Source organism: Psychrobacter sp. UBA2769, assembly GCF_002352555.1.
In the GTDB taxonomy this organism is placed as follows: Bacteria; Pseudomonadota; Gammaproteobacteria; order Pseudomonadales; family Moraxellaceae; genus Psychrobacter; species Psychrobacter maritimus.
The window spans coordinates 288,797-306,497 of record NZ_DEIR01000022.1 but is presented as its reverse complement, the minus strand read 5'-3'; the positions used below and the strand labels follow the sequence as shown (position 1 = coordinate 306,497).

General features: G+C 44.5%; 14 protein-coding genes and 2 tRNA genes. 11 read left to right on the top strand and 5 right to left on the bottom strand.

Translation table 11 applies throughout. The annotated features are described in order from the left end of the window. Positions 1 to 119 precede the first annotated feature (119 nt). Positions 120 to 2,255, bottom strand: a complete 2,136-nt coding sequence (locus B3Q63_RS11890; protein ID WP_296177005.1) for an NADPH-dependent 2,4-dienoyl-CoA reductase — start codon at positions 2,253 to 2,255, stop codon at positions 120 to 122. Positions 2,256 to 2,711: 456 nt separating this feature from the next. On the opposite strand from B3Q63_RS11890, the gene B3Q63_RS11885 reads away from it, so the two are divergent. Further along, positions 2,712 to 4,376: an AMP-binding protein gene (locus tag B3Q63_RS11885; RefSeq protein ID WP_296177002.1), complete on the top strand. Its 1,665-nt coding sequence runs from the start codon at positions 2,712 to 2,714 to the stop codon at positions 4,374 to 4,376. Between the two features lie 107 nt (positions 4,377 to 4,483). On the opposite strand, the gene B3Q63_RS11880 is transcribed toward B3Q63_RS11885, so the two are convergent. The 4 genes from B3Q63_RS11880 to hemA form a co-directional block, all read right to left on the bottom strand. Continuing rightward, the gene (locus B3Q63_RS11880) at positions 4,484 to 4,903 is read right to left on the bottom strand and encodes a YeeE/YedE family protein (RefSeq protein WP_290190052.1); all 420 of its coding nucleotides are present in this window, start codon (positions 4,901 to 4,903) and stop codon (positions 4,484 to 4,486) included. Between the two features lie 112 nt (positions 4,904 to 5,015). Further along, complete coding sequence (locus B3Q63_RS11875; RefSeq protein WP_296176996.1) at positions 5,016 to 5,453, bottom strand: YeeE/YedE family protein; 438 nt, start codon at positions 5,451 to 5,453, stop codon at positions 5,016 to 5,018. A gap of 188 nt (positions 5,454 to 5,641) precedes the next feature. Continuing rightward, positions 5,642 to 6,775 (bottom strand): aminotransferase class V-fold PLP-dependent enzyme, encoded by a 1,134-nt coding sequence (locus tag B3Q63_RS11870; RefSeq protein WP_296176992.1) that lies wholly within the window; start codon positions 6,773 to 6,775, stop codon positions 5,642 to 5,644. 178 nt (positions 6,776 to 6,953) lie between these two features. Further along, positions 6,954 to 8,333 carry a glutamyl-tRNA reductase gene (gene hemA, locus B3Q63_RS11865; protein WP_296176990.1) on the bottom strand — a complete coding sequence of 460 codons (1,380 nt, stop codon included), beginning with the start codon at positions 8,331 to 8,333 and terminating at the stop codon, positions 6,954 to 6,956. Positions 8,334 to 9,012: 679 nt separating this feature from the next. Between hemA and B3Q63_RS11860 the strand changes: the two genes are divergently transcribed. From B3Q63_RS11860 to panD, 10 genes are all read left to right on the top strand, one after another. Then, a complete protein-coding gene (locus tag B3Q63_RS11860) occupies positions 9,013 to 10,971 on the top strand; it encodes a tetratricopeptide repeat protein (RefSeq protein WP_296176987.1) in 1,959 nt (652 codons plus the stop codon). A 223-nt stretch (positions 10,972 to 11,194) separates the two neighbouring features. Continuing rightward, positions 11,195 to 11,821 carry a lipoprotein insertase outer membrane protein LolB gene (lolB, locus tag B3Q63_RS11855; protein ID WP_296176985.1) on the top strand — a complete coding sequence of 209 codons (627 nt, stop codon included), beginning with the start codon at positions 11,195 to 11,197 and terminating at the stop codon, positions 11,819 to 11,821. Between the two features lie 68 nt (positions 11,822 to 11,889). Continuing rightward, a complete protein-coding gene (ispE, locus tag B3Q63_RS11850) occupies positions 11,890 to 12,846 on the top strand; it encodes a 4-(cytidine 5'-diphospho)-2-C-methyl-D-erythritol kinase (RefSeq protein ID WP_296176982.1) in 957 nt (318 codons plus the stop codon). Between the two features lie 315 nt (positions 12,847 to 13,161). Then, positions 13,162 to 13,470 carry a hypothetical protein gene (locus tag B3Q63_RS11845; RefSeq protein WP_296176979.1) on the top strand — a complete coding sequence of 103 codons (309 nt, stop codon included), beginning with the start codon at positions 13,162 to 13,164 and terminating at the stop codon, positions 13,468 to 13,470. A 172-nt stretch (positions 13,471 to 13,642) separates the two neighbouring features. After that, positions 13,643 to 13,718 (top strand) — tRNA-Gln (locus tag B3Q63_RS11840). A 243-nt stretch (positions 13,719 to 13,961) separates the two neighbouring features. Next, a tRNA-Gln gene (locus tag B3Q63_RS11835) sits at positions 13,962 to 14,037 on the top strand. 110 nt (positions 14,038 to 14,147) lie between these two features. Then, entirely contained in the window at positions 14,148 to 15,095 is a 948-nt protein-coding gene (locus tag B3Q63_RS11830) for a ribose-phosphate pyrophosphokinase (protein WP_149490452.1), read from the top strand. A gap of 511 nt (positions 15,096 to 15,606) precedes the next feature. Beyond that, on the top strand, positions 15,607 to 16,281 hold the full coding sequence (locus B3Q63_RS11825; protein WP_201564486.1) for a 50S ribosomal protein L25/general stress protein Ctc: 675 nt from the start codon (positions 15,607 to 15,609) through the stop codon (positions 16,279 to 16,281). 197 nt (positions 16,282 to 16,478) lie between these two features. Next, positions 16,479 to 17,060 carry an aminoacyl-tRNA hydrolase gene (pth, locus tag B3Q63_RS11820; RefSeq protein WP_296176973.1) on the top strand — a complete coding sequence of 194 codons (582 nt, stop codon included), beginning with the start codon at positions 16,479 to 16,481 and terminating at the stop codon, positions 17,058 to 17,060. Between the two features lie 153 nt (positions 17,061 to 17,213). Continuing rightward, positions 17,214 to 17,594 carry an aspartate 1-decarboxylase gene (panD, locus tag B3Q63_RS11815; protein ID WP_045443274.1) on the top strand — a complete coding sequence of 127 codons (381 nt, stop codon included), beginning with the start codon at positions 17,214 to 17,216 and terminating at the stop codon, positions 17,592 to 17,594. The last annotated feature ends 107 nt before the right edge of the window (positions 17,595 to 17,701 follow it).

Genomic DNA, 17,701 nt, shown 5'->3' with positions numbered 1-17,701 from the left:
TTAAGATAGAATTCAATAGCTGAATTAGCAAAAAAGCTCATCATTACCTAACAAAAAAACGGCAGGGAATTTCTTCCCTACCGTATTCTCAATTTAAACTCTTAATTCAAATTAGAATTTTAAATACTCGCCGCAACCTCAGCACCATCACGAATCGCACGTTTGGCATCTAGCTCAGCAGCAAGCTTAGCACCACCGATTAGATGGTATTGCGCATCTGGCGCATCGCCAACGTTTGGCATCAGCTCAACGACTGACTCTTGACCCGCACAGACAACGACACTATCGACACGTAGCAACTGGCTTTGACCTTGGTTATTGGTGATCCAAATGCCTTCATTGGTGATTTTATCGTACTGTGCACCTGATACTTGGATGACGCCGTGTGACTTAACATGGGCGCGATGTACCCAGCCCGAGGTTTTATTAAGACCACTGCCCAAGCGACCTTTGGTACGCTGCATCAAGTATACTTGGCGCACCGGCTTGATGGCTTCAGGCTTAATCAAACCACCCTCGGTTTGATAGTTGGTATCAGAGGTCACGCCCCACTCTTCGCGCCACTCGCTAATTGACTGCGCCGTCGTACGGTAGCTTGGATCTTTTAGCGCGTCAGGACCGATTTCATCTAATGACTGACCGTGATTGGCGGTCAGATATTCACTGACATCAAAGCCAATACCGCCAGCACCGATGACAGCAACAGTTTCACCAACGGATTTTTCGCCAGAAAGCAATTCAGCATAGCTCATCACTTGTGGTAAATCAGCACCTTCTAGCTTACCTTCAAGACTTCTCGGTACTACACCAGTCGCAACGATGACATGATGGAATTTGGCTTTCTCTAGCATCGCTTTATCGACTTTGGTATTAAGTTTAATCTCAACGCCTAAATGCTCAAGCTCATTGATATAATAGCGAATGGTTTCAAAGAATTCTTCTTTACCAGGGATAACTTTGGCGTAGTTAAACTGACCGCCTAATATATCTTTCGCTTCAAACAAGGTGACGTCATGCCCACGTAGCGCGGCAACATGAGCGGCTGACATGCCAGCGACGCCGCCACCGATAACCGCAACCTTTTTAGGTTTCTTAGTTTTCTTATAAACCAATTCTGTCTCATAGCAAGCTTGTGGATTGACCAAACAGGTCGAGCGTTTATTCTCAAAAGTATGGTCAAGGCAAGCTTGGTTACAGGCGATACAGGTATTGATGCGATCTGCTTGGCCATTTTTGGCTTTATTCACCCAATGCGCATCAGCTAGGAACGGACGCGCCATCTGAATCATATCAGCCTGACCACTAGCGACGATGTCTTCTGCGGTTTCAGGCATATTGATACGGTTGGCTGCCATCATTGGGATGCTGATATGCTTTTTAATCTCAGCGGTGAAATCAACAAAAGCCGCACGCGGCACACTGGTGACAATCGTCGGAACACGCGCTTCATGCCAGCCGATACCAGTATTCATAATGGTAACGCCTGCTTCTTCTAAGGCTTTAGCGACAGTAATGACTTCATCCATGACGTTACCGTCTTTGACCAAATCAATCACTGACAAGCGGAATAGGATAATGAAATCTTCACCCGTCGCTTCACGTACCGCCTTAACGACATCGACCGCAAACTTCATACGATTTTGAATATCACCGCCGTACTCATCCGTACGTTTATTGACATGACGCGATAAAAATTGATTGAGCAAATAGCCTTCTGAGCCCATGATTTCGACGCCATCATAACCGGCTTGCTTAGCCAATTTTGCACAGCGCGCATAGTCTTTAACGGTCTGCTCAATATTTTTAATGCTCATCTTACGGGGTTTAAATGGCGAGATTGGCGATTTAATCGGGCTTGCTGACACTGCAAACGGATGATAACCATAGCGACCGCTGTGCAAGATTTGCATGATGATTTTGCTGTCATATTTATGCGCCGCACGAGTGACGCGTTGATGATTAAGGACATCAGCGCGCGTGTTCATCGTACCGCCAGCCGGTAGCAACCAACCTTCACGATTGGGTGAAATACCGCCCGTAATCATCATTGCCACGCCGCCTTTCGCACGTTCGGCAAAATACGCCGCCAGCTTACCGTAATTATAAAAACGGTCTTCAAGCCCCGTATGCATCGAGCCCATCACCATGCGATTTTTAAGCGTGGTAAAGCCCAAATCTAGCGGCTCAAATAAATGCGGATAGTGCTCGTTGTTGCTGGCGGTCTCAATGGTGTTGGCAGTGCGGCTGGCGGTCATATCATTTTCCTTATGAATGGTTTGTGGGACTACTTCTAAAGAGAGTTAGGCTTTATAAATACAGTTAAGCGATTTAAAAGCAATCGGGATTCTCAAAATTATTCAACTATGGTATTTAGCATTACCGTTATCCTAACACACCGCCATTCTTATCAGCTATGCGGACAAGCGACTGATGAGTGAGCAATATATTGATGCGAATGTTCAGCAACTTTGTTTATGACTCGATTTTACGGCATTTAGCAAAGTAAACCCCACAAAACCTGCCCAATTTTTAGTTCGATTGGCTATAATAGCTAGGGCATTGTTATAGAAATACGCTATAAGCATGAGCTATGACATGCTACATATATAAGCCATGTACTAAGCGAAATACGAGTTTTATTGAGTATCAGCAACCGCTTCGCTAAATCCCTGCACCATCGAATACTAGCAATACGATAAAGGACTATCCTAATGACAGACTTCCACACAGGTCTTGGCAAAAATGCGGCCAACTATCAACCGCTTACCCCTATTGACTTCATCATTCGTAGCGCACAGGTTTATCCTGATAAAACCGCTATCCTCTATGACGATTTAGAACACAATAACCTCACACAAACGTGGCAACAGACTTATGACCGTTGTCGTCAATTGGCTGACGGTCTGCGCAAACTGGGTATCGATAAAAATGATACGGTGGCAGTGATGATGCCTAACACCCCAGCGATGGTCGAATGTGCCTTTGGCGTACCCATGTCAGGCGGTGTACTTTGTACGCTTAACACCCGACTGGATATCAATGCGTTAAGTTTTTGTCTGCAACACTCAGAAGCCAAAGTATTAATCTTAGACAGCGAGTTTGCTGAGCATGCTGAGATGATTGATGAAGCCTTCCCCAATCTTATCGTTATTCATGCAACCGATGCGGCGCTCGATATCGAGCGTTTTGGTCGTATGAGCTATGAAGAATTAATCGCCAGCTCAGACAGTTTGGATAATTGGGAAAAACCATTAGATGAGTGGGATGCTATTGCGCTCAACTATACCTCTGGCACCACTGGCAAACCCAAAGGCGTGGTCTATCACCATCGCGGTGCGACGCTCAATGCCGTCTCCAATATTTTAGATTGGGATATGCACAAGCACCCGATGTATCTATGGACACTGCCTTTGTTCCACTGTAATGGTTGGTGTTTCCCATGGACCATCGCTGAGCGCGCGGGCGTCAATGTCTGCTTACGTAAGATTGACGCTGATTTAATTTTGCAGCTGATTGCCAAGCATAAAGTCACGCACTATTGCTCAGCGCCTGTTGTGCACAATATGATTGCTGGCGGCAAACCTGAATATAAAGAAGCCATTAACCATGAAGTTAAAGGCTGGGTCGCTGGTGCGCCGCCGTCTGAAACCATGCTCGCTGCTATGGAAGCAATGGGTTTTCATATCTCGCACGTTTATGGTCTGACCGAAGTCTATGGGCCTGTCACTGTCTGCGCTGAGCAAGAAGAATGGGATGCGCTTGATGTCGCTGCTCGCGCGCAAAAGAAATCACGCCAAGGTGTGACCTCGCATTTGATGACAGGCTTTGAGCTTTTTAAACAAGGCACTACTGAGCCGGTTGCTGCAGATGGCGAAGAGATGGGTGAGCTGGCACTGCGCGGTAATATGGTGATGAAAGGTTACCTAAAAAGCCGTAAAGCCACCGAAGAAGCCTTTGCTGATGGTTGGTTCCGCACCGGTGATTTGGGCGTCAAATACCCCGACGGTTATATCAAAATCATGGATAGGCTTAAAGATATCATCATCTCAGGTGGCGAAAATATCTCTAGTATCGAAGTCGAAAACGTCTTATATAAAATGCCTGAAGTGCAAAGCTGTGCTGTCGTCGCCGCGCCGCATGACAAATGGGGCGAAGTGCCTGTCGCCTTTATCGAGATTCATGCTGGCAGCACCTTGCAACGCGATAATGTGATGGCGCACTGCAAGCAGCATTTGGCTGGCTTTAAAGTGCCTAAATATATTATCTTTGCTGAAATTCCCAAAACCAGTACGGGTAAAGTACAGAAATTTGAGCTGCGTCAGGCGGCAAAATCATTGGCTCACGAAACGCCAAAAGTCAGCCCAAGTGCTACATAAAAAGTGCAATATAAGCTTTTTGTGTCATCATTAATTGAGCATAATAAAGGTCAGCCTAATGAATGTAGGCTGACCTTTTTGCTTGGCTATTATTACGCAAGCCCATACTAATTAAGCTTTGGTTCAAGCCATTGATAAACCAGCATACCGATTATCATCGCTGGGATAAAGACATAAGCCTGCCATTGTCCTGTACCAAGCAGCACGATTCCTGGTCCTGGGCAAATCCCCACCAAACCCCAACCGATACCGAATAGCATCGCGCCAATCACCAGTCTCTTGGTTATCTTAGTTTTAGTGGGCATTTCAATGTCATCCCCTACCCAACTAATGCGCTGACGTCTAGCCAACTGCACGCCGACTATCGCTACCGCCAGACCGCCACCCATCACCAGTGCCAGAGAAATATCCCAGGCACCAAAGACATCCAAAAAGCCTTGTACTTTAACAGGGTCGGTCATGCCTGATATCAGCAGTCCAAAGCCGAATAATAACCCTGCCAGTAATCCAATTATATTTTTTAGCATGTTTGTTTCTCGCACCTAATGTGTTAATCCAAGCTGTTATAACAATCTATTATGACTAGCTGTTATAAACAATATTCATCGCTGTCTTCGCAACGTGCTGTCTATATGACTTTTAAATCAAGCCCAAGACATGGCGACCAACATAAACCGTCACAATACCAAACAACATAAAGGTCGCCGTCGCTGCCATCGAACGTGGTGACAGTCGCGCATTACCGCAGATACCATGGCCGCTAGTACAGCCTGAACCTAAACGCGTGCCAAAACCGACCAGCAAACCTGCGCCAATTAATAACGGTATAGAAGTACTTACTTCTATCACTGGTAACGGATTGACCAAACGATATAATAACGGCGAGATAACAAGACCGGCGATAAATAACACCTGCCACATCTCGACACACTTGGGCTTTAAAAGACTTGAGAAAATACCACTAATACCCGCAATACGACCAATACCCAATAGCAGAATAACGGTCGCCACCCCTAGAATCAGACCGCCTACCAAGGAGATTGGCGTAAATGCCTGCCAGTCTATTTGTATACTCATAATGTTTACCTAAGCCAATTTTTATCAAATATAGATTTAAATTCGTTTTATATAAATACATTATATAATAAAATATAATAAATAGGTAAAAAAATACTGAACCCTCGTTACACAGGTTCAGTATCCTTTTTACTATAAAAACAGCTTAATAAATACCGTCATTATTATAAATATAGTAATTATTTAAACTATTTAGCCAATACTTCATCAAGCGCTTTTTCAAAACGCTGTACCGCGCCGTCGACATCGGTCAATTTATCAAGACCAAATAGACCTAAGCGGAAGGTTTTAAAGTTATCAGGCTCGCCTACTTTTAACGGTACACCAGCAGCGATTTGCATGCCAGCTTCAGCAAAGGCGCTACCTTTGTGCATGTCATCACGGTCAGTGTAAGACACAACCACGCCAGGCGCTTCAAAACCTTTTGCTGCAACGCTCTCAATACCTTTAGTAGCTAATACTTCACGGATGCGCTGACCAAGCTCCCACTGTGCCGCACATAGTTTATCAAAGCCCACTTCTTTGGCCTCATTAACGGTATCGCGGAACTGACGTAAGCTATCGGTTGGCATCGTTGCATGGTACGCATGACCGCCATTTTCATAGGCGCGCATGATGTTTAACCACTGTTTTAAATCTAGGCTAAAGCTATCAGACTCGGTGCTGTCTACTTTTTGCACCGCAGCTTCGCTCAGCATGACCAAACCTGCGCCCGGTGTGCTGCTCCAGCCTTTTTGCGGCGCGCTAATAAGCACGTCAATGCCCAAATCTTTCATATCGAGCCAGACGCAACCTGAAGCGATACAGTCAATGACTAATAAGCCGCCAACGCTATGAACGGCCTCGGCCAATGCTTTGATATAGTCTTCTGATAAAATAATACCAGATGAGGTTTCAACGTGTGGCGCAAAAACCATGGCGGGTTTTTCTGCTTTAATTTTAGCAACGGCTTCATCGATAGCAACTGGAGAAAACGGCTTTGGGGTATCACCCTCTTCACGATTGGCAGTCAATACCGTAGACGACTTGGCAATGTTGCCTTTTTCTAAAATTTGCGTCCAACGATAGCTAAACCAACCGTTACGGATAATCAGGCAATCTTCATCATTGGCCAATTGACGCGCCACGGCTTCCATGCCATACGTACCAGAACCAGGAACGATAGCAACGGCATCAGCGTTATAGACTGATTTTAAGTCGCTAGATAAGTCGTTCATGACTTGCTGAAAGACTTTTGACATGTGGTTTAGGGCGCGGTCAGTATAGACCACTGAGTATTCTAATAAGCCGTTTGGATCAATATCTTGACGTAATGCAGTCATAGGACGCTCCTAGTATAATAAGAGAAAATTTGGTTACTGGGTTTTGGGCATGGCTGAGGTTTTGCCACATCACTGATGTTTTTTGCTCTATCGATTATAGGGGGTAATTTAGCAAAAAACCAACCCGTGTTTAGCAAATGGTTTAGCGGCTAGTTAGATGAGTGGTTTGATAAATGGTTTAACGACCGCGATGCGCCTCTTGTAATCCCGACACCACAAAATCTAGCAACTCATTATCGCCTTCACGTGCCGCTTTACGCATCAGCTTTGATGGCGCATGGGTCAGCGTCTGGGTCAAACGTCGCGACAGCTCAATAAGAATATCCTCAGGGCTGGCATTATCCTGTTGCAGCTTAGCAATAGATTCATGCAGCAGTTTATCGACTTGGTCATGGGTGCGCGCGCGATACTGCTGAATATCTTTGCCGACTTGGCGCACTTGAAAGCGCCGATCCATCTCAACGACCAATTGACTGACGAGCAGCTCAGCATCGACCGCCGCTTGCCTACGTTGCTCAATATTACCAGCAATCACGTGTTGCAAATCATCGACAGAATACAGATAAACATCATCGATACGGCTAATGGTCGAGTCAATATCGCGCGGCACCGCCAAGTCAATCATCAGCATCGGCTGATAGCGACGACTTTTAAGCGCGCGCAAGGTCATGGTTTTATCAATCAGCACATCCATGCTGCCACTACAGCTACTGACAATATCGGCTTCTGCCAATACTTGCGGCAACTCTTGCAGCGCTCTCACCTCTATAACGCGATCAGGCCGACGCAGCTCAGCGGCCAATGCTTCAGCACGCTCAGGATTACGGTTACAAATAATAACCCGACCGACCCCAAGCCCTGCAATATGGGTTGCTACCAAGCGATTCATCTCGCCTGCTGCGACGACTAATAAGGTACGACTGGGCAAATCGTCAAATATTTGCGTCACTAATTTGGCAGCGGCATAGCTAAGGGATACCGCTTGCGCGCCCACTTGGGTCTCGTTACGCACGCGTTTGGCGGCGGCAAATACCTGATCGACAATCCAGCCGAGCTGATTGCTTAGGGCTTTTTGATCCTGCGCCAAATGCACAGAACGCTTGATTTGACCAAGTATCTGCGGCTCACCCAATATCATCGAGTCAAGACCAGCGGCGACTCTGAGCCAATGGGTCAAAGCATGAGTATCACGGTGCACATAAAGATAAGGGTCAATCTCATCCAAAGACAACTGCTTAAAATCCGCCAGCCATGTTTTTATTTTTAGAATATGGGCGCTGATGGCCGCTGAAGCAGTCTGCGTAGCGACTGCATTATTGCTGGCAATAGTAGCAACTTGAGGCTCTGCTAAATGTGCGCCTGATTCTGGCGGTAATGAGATTTGCGGGACGAGCGCATAAATCTCAGTACGGTTACAAGTAGAGACAATGACGCTACCATCGGTAAAGCGCTCTAGCTGTTTAAGGGCGATATTCACATCGTCACCAACAAGCGCCAAGCGCTCTCGTAGAGCGACTGGTGCGGTTTTGTGATTGACCCCAATGACCACTAATCTCATTATTGATAGACCATAAATATAACGTTTACCTGCCAGCCAAACGCTCTTAGAATGTTAAGAAATCCTATTCAATCAGCAGTGCTAAAAAACAGCTTTTCACAGACAGCGCTTGATAAACTGCCTTTGAAAAAATGTCTTTAATAAACAATGCGCACGAGAGACATAGTGTAAACGCCTAAAAAGCGCTTATTATATCATTATTGCCAGCTTTATTTAACAGGCAACGCTTGGCGATGGTATTTGTCTGTATCTGGGCATGGCCGTGATAAATCAACTGCTATGATGGCTTTTCAAGTAAATGCTGCTAAATAGATAAGTTTAAAAAACGCTAGTAGCGTTCATCTTGTTTATTAGCAATGACCGGCAGCAATGGCTAGCAATGACCGGCGGTGATGATTAGCGATGGCAGGTTATTCAATAATTGAGTGATTACCGCCAACTTAGGATAATTTAGCAGTTACTTAATCCCCTAAATATTGCTAATATCTGAGTAACACGGACGCTATTGTTTATCCCCTCAATCTACTCTTATAATGCTAGTGACGGGTTTTCTTCGCAGCTATTTCTATAATAACAACAATAAAATCACCTTGTTATGCTGCAAACGATTTGACGGGTAAATAATGGGTAAACACTGCTAGCTATGATTTTTTTTGGCTCATCCTTTAGATTGCAACCTATGCATCATGATCAGTCTCGCCTGCGCGCTTTACTGCACGCTATTATTGAGCGGCTATGCCAGCGCCATCAGCTAACTTTATCGTTGGCCGTTTGCTTATGCCTAGGATTACCTGCCCACGCCAAATACATCAGCCCCTCACTACATATCAGCTCCTATGACATCTCTGCCGTCGTCGCCAGTGATGCCAATACTAATAATGTAAATATTAGTGATGTAAATATTAATGATGCTAGTAGTGAAAATTCTATTAATACTCCTGCTCATAAAACGCTTACCCAGCAATCATTTAATCAACAGCCACAAACCACTGAAAACGTGGCTAATGTCAACAGTCTAGCACCGACAAGCGGCGGGCAAGTGACGCTTAGCGAGCCAAGTTTGTACGCGCTTTTAGATGCAGAGTTTGCCGCAGATCGCGATGATACCGAGCGCGCGCTGACCATCTATAAGCAGCAGTCTTTTAAGCAAGATGCGACCGCGGTATTTGAGCGCGCGCTAAGCCTATCTTTACGTAATGAGAGCGTTGAGGATTCGCTGCGCTTTGCCAAAACTTGGCAAGACCAAAACCCCGACCACGTGCCCGCGTGGTTTTATGTGGCGCATTTAGCCTTGCGCGCTCATGATTATGAATTGGCAGGCGAAAGCCTGAATCGTATTTTAAGCTATGATCCGCGTGCCGATCTTAGCGAAATTCTGATTGGCATTTATCCCAGCACTGATGAAGACAAACGCGAACTACTTGCCGCTCTGCAACCTATCGATAGTGAGCAGAACGCTTCTTTGTCAGTGTTAAAAGCCGGTTTGCTGTATCAGTTTAATGAGCCTGAGGTTGCCATTGTCCATATCGATCGCGCTTTAGCCCGTCAACCTGATTATGTGCCTTTCATTACTTTAAGAGCCGATATATTGCGCAAGACTGAGCCATCAGAGGCAGTCATTCATTATATTAGCCAAGCCCGCCTACGTAATCCTGATAGCAAGAGCTTATATCTATATGAGATTCGCTACTTACTTGATTTAAAACAAAGCGAGCAGGCTTGGCAGCTGTTACTTGACGCCCATGAGCGCTTTGTCGATGATGAAGAGATTACCTTGCTAGCCGCACTGGTCAGCTTAGACGTTGAAGAATACGCCAGTGCTGATCAGCTACTCAATATGTTGGCAAAAAGTCCGGCTTACCTTGACCAAGCCTACTACTATCTTGGTATCAGTGCCGAGCGCCAGCAGCGCTTTGAGCAAGCAAAGCACTATCTCAATGGCGTCATGCAAGAGGACTTGGTATTAGAAGCGCGTCGAAAAGTGGTTTCGTTTGAGCTGCTTAATGATGACGTCGAGGCAGCCATCGCAACTTTAGGGAAGCTGCGTAAAGACTTTAGCGTCTTCGCCCCTGACAGCTTTGTGATGCAAGCGGATATCTTGTGGCAGCAAAACGAAGCCGATGAAGCGCTACGGTTATTAACGCGCGCCGCTCGCAAATACCCTAATAATGAGATGCTGCTATTTGCCCGCGTCCAACTCCTTGATGATAAAAACGATTATATCGTTAAGCGTACTTTGCTCAATCACTTGCAAGCGCTTGACCCGACCAATCTCTCCTATCAGCTCAGTTACGCGCAGCTATTGCTAGCCAATGAGCGCAGCTCCGAGCAAGGTTTAGCGCTGGCAACGTCTATTATCCAAATCCGTTATGATGACCCGCGCTATGACAATGAGCTGCATCTGCAAGCACTGAATATACTGGCAGCAGACGCCTTAGCGACCGAGGACTACCAGCAGGTCATCGACTATCTACAAACGCCATATGACGTCTTCCCGACCCTACGTTCAGGCACGCTGTTACTACGCGCTTATCAAGGTTTGGGCAATAATGAAAAAGTCGAAGCATTACTGGCAGACTTACAACAGCGCTTCTCATTTGGGCAGCGCAATATCAACGACCGGATACAGCTTTATTAATGCGTTTTTTGCTTAAAACTTATTTAATATTCGTCATAAAATGCGCATAAAAATAAAAAAACGCTTGCCATAAAAACTACAAGTCAGTTATAAGAAATGAACAGCCACGCATCAGCGAGTAACAAATAACGCTTAAGCTAAGCTCTTTTTAAGCTTTTAAATATATGAGCTTCTAAATATCAAAACATTAATTTTGTAGATTTGTCACTTTTGAGGAATAACCATGTCCGTATTAAAAAAAAGCCAGCCAACTAAACTGGCGCTATTCAGCGCTTTAACCACCGCGCTTATGATTACCTCTGGCTGCCAGTCATTAACAACCGCCAACGCTACCAACCAGCCTATTGGCACGGTACAAGGTCAACCAAAAAAACTTGAGAGCTTTAATATCACGGGCAAAATCGGGGTCACAACCCCTAGTAAGGACAATTCAGGAAACCAAGGCGGTAGTGCGTTTTATGCATGGGGTCAACAAAATGACCGCTTTGCCATCGAATTGATTGGCGCGCTCGGCATTGGCAAAACCAATATCGAATATAATGGTCAGTCGGCGACTTTAGTCAGTGAAAAAACCGGTACTTTAACCGCCGATAACCCTGAAACTTTGCTAAAAAAAGCGACTGGCTGGCAAGCGCCGATTTCACAAATGCCGTACTGGATATCGGGTCGCCCAGCGCCTTCAGACAGCGCGCCACAGCTTGATGCCCAGAACCGTTTAATCAGCTCAGTTAATGGTGAATGGCAAGCCAACTTTACTTATAAAGGCAATGATAAACTGCCAAATAAAATCAGTGCGATGCAGTCACAAGGCAATAAAGTGGTGATGACCATCGATCATCAAAAACAATAGTAATACGCAGAAAGTAGAAAGCAGAATACATTGTGATATTTACGAACAATTCATAAAGACATTTATTTATGACTGAACGCCCCACAACAACATCGGTTATCACGCGCTTATCACCGGCAAAGATTAATTTATTTTTGCATATCACTGGTAAGCGCGCTGATGGCTATCATAATCTGCAAACCGTCTTTCGCCTGCTCAACTGGGGCGATTATCTACATTTCACGCTTGTAGACGACGCAGCATTTTCTATTATAGATAAGACCTTAGACGCTGATAAGCTATGTCATCAGCTTCTCACGCTGTCTGGTGCCGACACCATAACCAGCAGTATCAATGACAATCTTATTTTTAAAGCTGCTAGTGCGTTATTAGCATTTGCCATTCAAGCAAACAAACTACCTCAGCAGCTGGCGCAAATCCAAATCACCTTAGATAAACACCTACCGATGGGTGCAGGTTTGGGCGGTGGTTCATCCAACGCTGCGACGACATTATTAGTTTTAAATGAGATTTGGCAGCTCGATGTTAATCAAAATGAGCTAATAAAAATTGGCGCAAGCATTGGCGCGGATGTGCCGATATTTATCTTTGGGAAAGATGCCATTGCGATGGGTATTGGTGAGGAGCTGACAGCCATTGATTTGCCAGCACAGCAGTATTTAGTGTTAACGCCAAATGCGCATGTGAGTACTGCTCAGCTGTTCACCCATCCACAACTACAACGAGATATCGCCCCGCTATCGATTGCAACCATTCAAAGCCAGTCCAATGAGTATGTGCAACATTTAAACTCGCCTTATCAAAATGTCTTTAGCCCCCTAGTCACCAGTCTCGCTCCGGCTGTCGATGAAGCGTTACATTATTTGCAAGGGTTAGAGTCACAAGCATTGGGCACAGCACGCATGACCGGCTCTGGTAGCGCAGTGTTTTTGCCATTGGATACGAGTGTCACGACTGATAAAGCGCTGTTGGCAACATGGATTGCGGGTGCCCCTTGTGCAGGCTATCTGGTGAGTAATTTATAAAATGGACGTGCCCTACTCAAACTTTCAAATAAGCTGCTATTAATATGAACCATTCATATCTAAATAAGAATCTAATAGCCGCCACCGTTTTTATTTGCTTATCATCAAGTTTGACTGGGTGTACATTACTATCTAAATCTCAAGATGAGTCTAATGCTAATCGCTTATCCGATAAAACAACTTTGCCACAACAGCTAGACATAAAAGTAAAAGACAACCCTCGAAATGTAGAGGTTTCTCAGCAGGATTTCAAGGTCAGCTCGCCTACTGAACTATTCACTTATGCTGCTACTCTTTCAATGCGCGAGATCAATTTTGTTTTCAAAGGTAAATACGTTATCAAAAATAACTGCTTATGACTTTGTCAAAAATGATAATGAGTATCTTAGCCCTATTTTTTATCCCGATAGAGCCATTCTTTTTGAAAATGAACAAGCCATTTCTCTAAATGGAACTAAAGTTAAACTAGGTGAGGATGTTGTCACTAGCGGTATAATTAAAGAGCGTATAGGTAGTTACTATTTACGAAAAGGAGATATTGTCATCGAAGACCCAGAGAATACAGCTTGTTTGACGGAACCTGCAATATTTATGAGTGGTAGAGTGGTCAATCCTCTCGTCTAAAAGAAACTCGCACAGCATCAGCTTACGATTGACAAACTTAATAAAAAACCTCTATTCACTACAATAGTAGCTATGCAACTCAGGCTAATTCACTTACTTTCGAATAAAAGCCATAAAAACACCTAAAGACCTTGCAAATTCTGAAAACTTATTTATAATAGGTCGCCTCAATAGGGGTATAGCCAAGTTGGTAAGGCATCAGGTTTTGATCCTGACATCCGTTGGTTCGAGTCCAGCTACCCCTGCCATTTTTAAGCTCAAAGCGTTCGATAGGTAGCTATTATAAGCAGTTTTTAAATAAACGCTTATTTTATTGACATTGACAACGTTATCCCAGTTTCGGTATAGTTCGCAATGAACACCGTTAGGGAAAAGTTATGTTGTAGACGGTTTATCCGTTTATAAAATAACGAACAGGTCGTGACGCTATTCTAAGCGTAATTTTATTAAAAGTTGCTATTAGATATCGACGTACACAGCCTAGACATTACAGGGGTATAGCCAAGTTGGTAAGGCATCAGGTTTTGATCCTGACATCCGTTGGTTCGAGTCCAGCTACCCCTGCCATTTTTTACTGTAATAGTAGTCATCAATACTTTTCAATACTCTTTTCTTAATTTGAGCAGTTTGACACTGCTTAGCGGTCGCTGCTTGAGTCAATCAATAGGACTTCTGTCATGCCTTATTTGGCGATTTTTACGGGTAATGCTCACCCTGAATTAGCAAAAACCGTAGCCGATCATCTTCATATACCTCTTGGTAAAGCTGACATCACGCGTTTTTCTGATGGCGAAATTGCCGTGGAAATCAAAGAACACGTACGCGGTAAAGACGTGTTTATCATGCAGCCTACTTGTGCACCGACCAACGACAATTTGATGGAAATCATGATGATGGCCGACGCCTTGCGTCGTTCTAGTGCTGGCCGTATCACCGCTGTCATGCCTTACTTCGGTTATGCCCGTCAAGACCGTCGTCCGCGTTCAGCTCGTGTACCTATCTCGGCTAAAGTCGTCGCTGACATGCTAAACATCGTTAGCATCGATCGCGTCATGACCGTTGATTTGCACTCAGATCAGATTCAGGGCTTCTTTGATATCCCAGTCGATAACATCTATGGTACCCCTGTATTATTGAACGATCTTAAAAAACAAGATTATGACAACATCATGGTGGTTTCACCTGACGTTGGCGGTGTGGTGCGTGCGCGTGCCATGGCTAAGCAATTGGGCGATACAGACATGGCGATTATTGATAAACGCCGTGCCCGTGCCAATGAGTCACAAGTGATGCACATCATCGGTGATGTTCGTGATCGTGATTGCGTCATCGTTGATGATATGGTCGATACCGCAGGTACGTTATGCAAAGCCGCTGAAGCCCTAAAAGCAAACGGCGCGCGCCGCGTATTGGCTTATATTACCCACCCTGTCCTATCGGGTAATGCGCTGAAAAACATCAGCGAATCGGCATTGGATGAGATTGTCGTTACTGATACCATCCCATTGTCTGACGCAGCTAAAGCCTGTAGCAAAATTCGTCAAGTGAGCATCGCACCGATGCTGGCTGAAAGCTTACGCCGTATCAATAACGAAGAATCAATTAGCGCCATGTTTGATGCCTAGTTTGACGCTTAAGATTTTGTGCTGCTAGAAAAAGCGCTAAGTTTTATTACTTGGCGCTTTTTTTATATCCTATTTTTGAGCGGCTTTGATACGTAGGCTTTGTCTTTATAAGCACAGCAAGCAAGAAAAACCTATTTCAGTAGCGCTTTATAACTTTTATCCTTTTTTTATTTAGGATTGACTATAGTTTTCTGCCGTGGCGTTTTATATAGCCATTTCACGTAGGTCTTTATTATTACTACAAAAGCACGTATAATGCGCGCCTGTACTGACCGTTTTTTATGATTTAAGACAGTCGGGATACTTAAAAGTGCTGATCACGCTAAAAACCCATAACTTTCATCATTACTATGATGCTGAAAATTGGTTATTAGCGAATGGCTTAAGAGAATAGTGGTTGATTTTTATTAACGCTCATTTCTTTTAGCTATCATCACCCATTAGTGGATTGGTCGCAAATCCACTTTTTTATGACCAGACACTTCCTCATTCTTTTTATAGGATTATATCCATGAGCATTAATCATTTTGAATTAAACGCAGTTGATCGTTCTGCTGAGCTACAAGGTAAAGGTGCGAGCCGCCGCCTACGTAAGCAGAACCTAGTTCCTGCTATCATCTATGGTGGTAACGAAGAGCCAGCCGCTATCTCTATCAAAATCAACGAGCTAGTAAAATCTCTTGAATTTGAAGCGTTCTTCTCACACATTTTGACGCTAAATGTAGATGGCGAAGCACATCAAGTGGTTATCAAAGACCTACAACGCCATCCAGCTAAAGGCTTCCCAATGCATGCTGATTTCCAGCGCGTTGTGAAAGGTCAGAAAATCAACATGAACGTTCCACTACATTTTGCTGGTCGTGAAGAAGCACCTGGTACTAAAGCTGGCGGTGTTCTATCTACGCTAGTGACTGATATCGAAATCGTTTGCCTACCATCACAACTACCTGAATACTTAGAAGTTGACGTATCAGGCATGGAAATCGGTGATCTATTCCGTCTATCAGACATCAAACTACCTGAAGGCGTTATCATCTTTGATCTTGACATGGAAGATGCACACGACCGTACTATCGTTAACATGCAGCCACCAACCGTTGAAGAAGTTGACGAAGACGCTGCAGAAGTTGATGCCGCTGACGTACCTGCAACTGAGCAAGCTACTGAAAACAAAGACGGCGAATAATAAACCACCGTTACATAGAGACTGCAATCTAGCGTTTACTATGTAATACAAGGTTCGTTTAGTCAAAAAAATAGCAGGTGATGAATATCTCCTGCTGTTTTTGTAAGTAAGGTTTGAAAAATAACAGTTGTGCTATCAATAAATGGCACCATCGCAAACCTTACCACTCATTTATTAAATTTAAGCAGGGTGTTTTTATGGCCATAAAGCTTATTGTCGGTCTTGGTAATCCTGGTCAGCAGTATATGTTTACGCGTCATAATGCAGGATTTTGGTTCGTGCATCATTTGGCTCAGCAGTTTAATATCGCCCTCGCCCCTGACAAAAAATTCCACGGGGTGACAGGACGTGGGCAAATTCATGGTCATGACGTACGTCTGCTGATGCCACTAACCTTTATGAATAAATCCGGTCAGTCAGTGGTGCCGATGGTGAACTTTTATGGCATTAAAAATGATGAATTGCTGATTGCCCATGATGAGCTCGATATCCCAGCCGGCAGCATCAAGCTCAAAACCGATGGCGGTCATGGCGGTCATAATGGTCTACGTGATATTACGCCGCATATTGGCAACGACTTCCATCGTCTGCGTGTCGGCATTGGTCATCCTGGTCATAAGTCTAAAGTCAGCGGTCACGTGTTATCGAAAGCATCTCCCGATGAGCAAATCGCCATTGATAGCGCTTTAAGCGCCGCTTTTGAGGCCTTGCCATTGCTATTAGATGGCGATATTGAAAAAGCGCGTTCACAGATTAATGGCTTTAAAGTACCGGAATAAGCTGCCGTTATTTGCATTACTTTAAGTCATTTAAATTACTAACACGTAAATTTAGCAGTGACTTTTAGGCAAATAACTTTTATTCTAGCAACCTTGTCCCCATTAAGCTTTTGATTTGACTCATTTATATCAGTTACCCTAAGGAAGCAACCTATGCTACTTAACATGCTCAAGTGCAAATTACATCGCGCCCGTGTTACTCATGCTGAGCTGCACTACGAAGGCTCATGCGGTATCGACGGTGACTTACTCGACCTTGCTGGTCTACGCGAAAACGAATCTATCGACATCTACAATGTCACCAACGGCAAACGCTTTCGCACCTATGCGATTCGCGCTGAAGCGGGCTCTGGTATTATCTCGTTAAATGGTGCCGCCGCCCATATGGCAGATTTAGGCGATATCGTCATCATCTGTGCTTATGCGCATTTTGATGAAGTAGAAGCAGCAACTTATCAGCCAAAGCTGGTGTATTGCAACGAAGACAATACCGTCAAAGACACTGCCAATATCATTCCGGTACAAGTGGCTTAATAACTATTGATGTTAAGGTGTTTATTTTCACAAAAACACGCTTAACTATCATAATAAATAGCGGATGGTTAGCTACGTAAATATTGTGTTTTAATAAGAAAGCCGAA

Bases quoted from the DNA above. Each gene is read 5' to 3' on its own strand.
- B3Q63_RS11860 (WP_296176987.1), top strand. From the start codon at position 9,013: ATGCATCATGATCAGTCTCGCCTGCGCGCTTTACTGCACGCTATTATT.
- B3Q63_RS11875 (WP_296176996.1), bottom strand. From the start codon at position 5,453: ATGAGTATACAAATAGACTGGCAGGCATTTACGCCAATCTCCTTGGTA.
- B3Q63_RS11885 (WP_296177002.1), top strand. From the start codon at position 2,712: ATGACAGACTTCCACACAGGTCTTGGCAAAAATGCGGCCAACTATCAA.
- B3Q63_RS11870 (WP_296176992.1), bottom strand. From the start codon at position 6,775: ATGACTGCATTACGTCAAGATATTGATCCAAACGGCTTATTAGAATAC.
- B3Q63_RS11830 (WP_149490452.1), top strand. From the start codon at position 14,148: ATGCCTTATTTGGCGATTTTTACGGGTAATGCTCACCCTGAATTAGCA.
- ispE (WP_296176982.1), top strand. From the start codon at position 11,890: ATGACTGAACGCCCCACAACAACATCGGTTATCACGCGCTTATCACCG.
- hemA (WP_296176990.1), bottom strand. From the start codon at position 8,333: ATGAGATTAGTGGTCATTGGGGTCAATCACAAAACCGCACCAGTCGCT.
- pth (WP_296176973.1), top strand. From the start codon at position 16,479: ATGGCCATAAAGCTTATTGTCGGTCTTGGTAATCCTGGTCAGCAGTAT.
- B3Q63_RS11890 (WP_296177005.1), bottom strand. From the start codon at position 2,255: ATGACCGCCAGCCGCACTGCCAACACCATTGAGACCGCCAGCAACAAC.
- lolB (WP_296176985.1), top strand. From the start codon at position 11,195: ATGTCCGTATTAAAAAAAAGCCAGCCAACTAAACTGGCGCTATTCAGC.
- B3Q63_RS11825 (WP_201564486.1), top strand. From the start codon at position 15,607: ATGAGCATTAATCATTTTGAATTAAACGCAGTTGATCGTTCTGCTGAG.
- panD (WP_045443274.1), top strand. From the start codon at position 17,214: ATGCTACTTAACATGCTCAAGTGCAAATTACATCGCGCCCGTGTTACT.
- B3Q63_RS11880 (WP_290190052.1), bottom strand. From the start codon at position 4,903: ATGCTAAAAAATATAATTGGATTACTGGCAGGGTTATTATTCGGCTTT.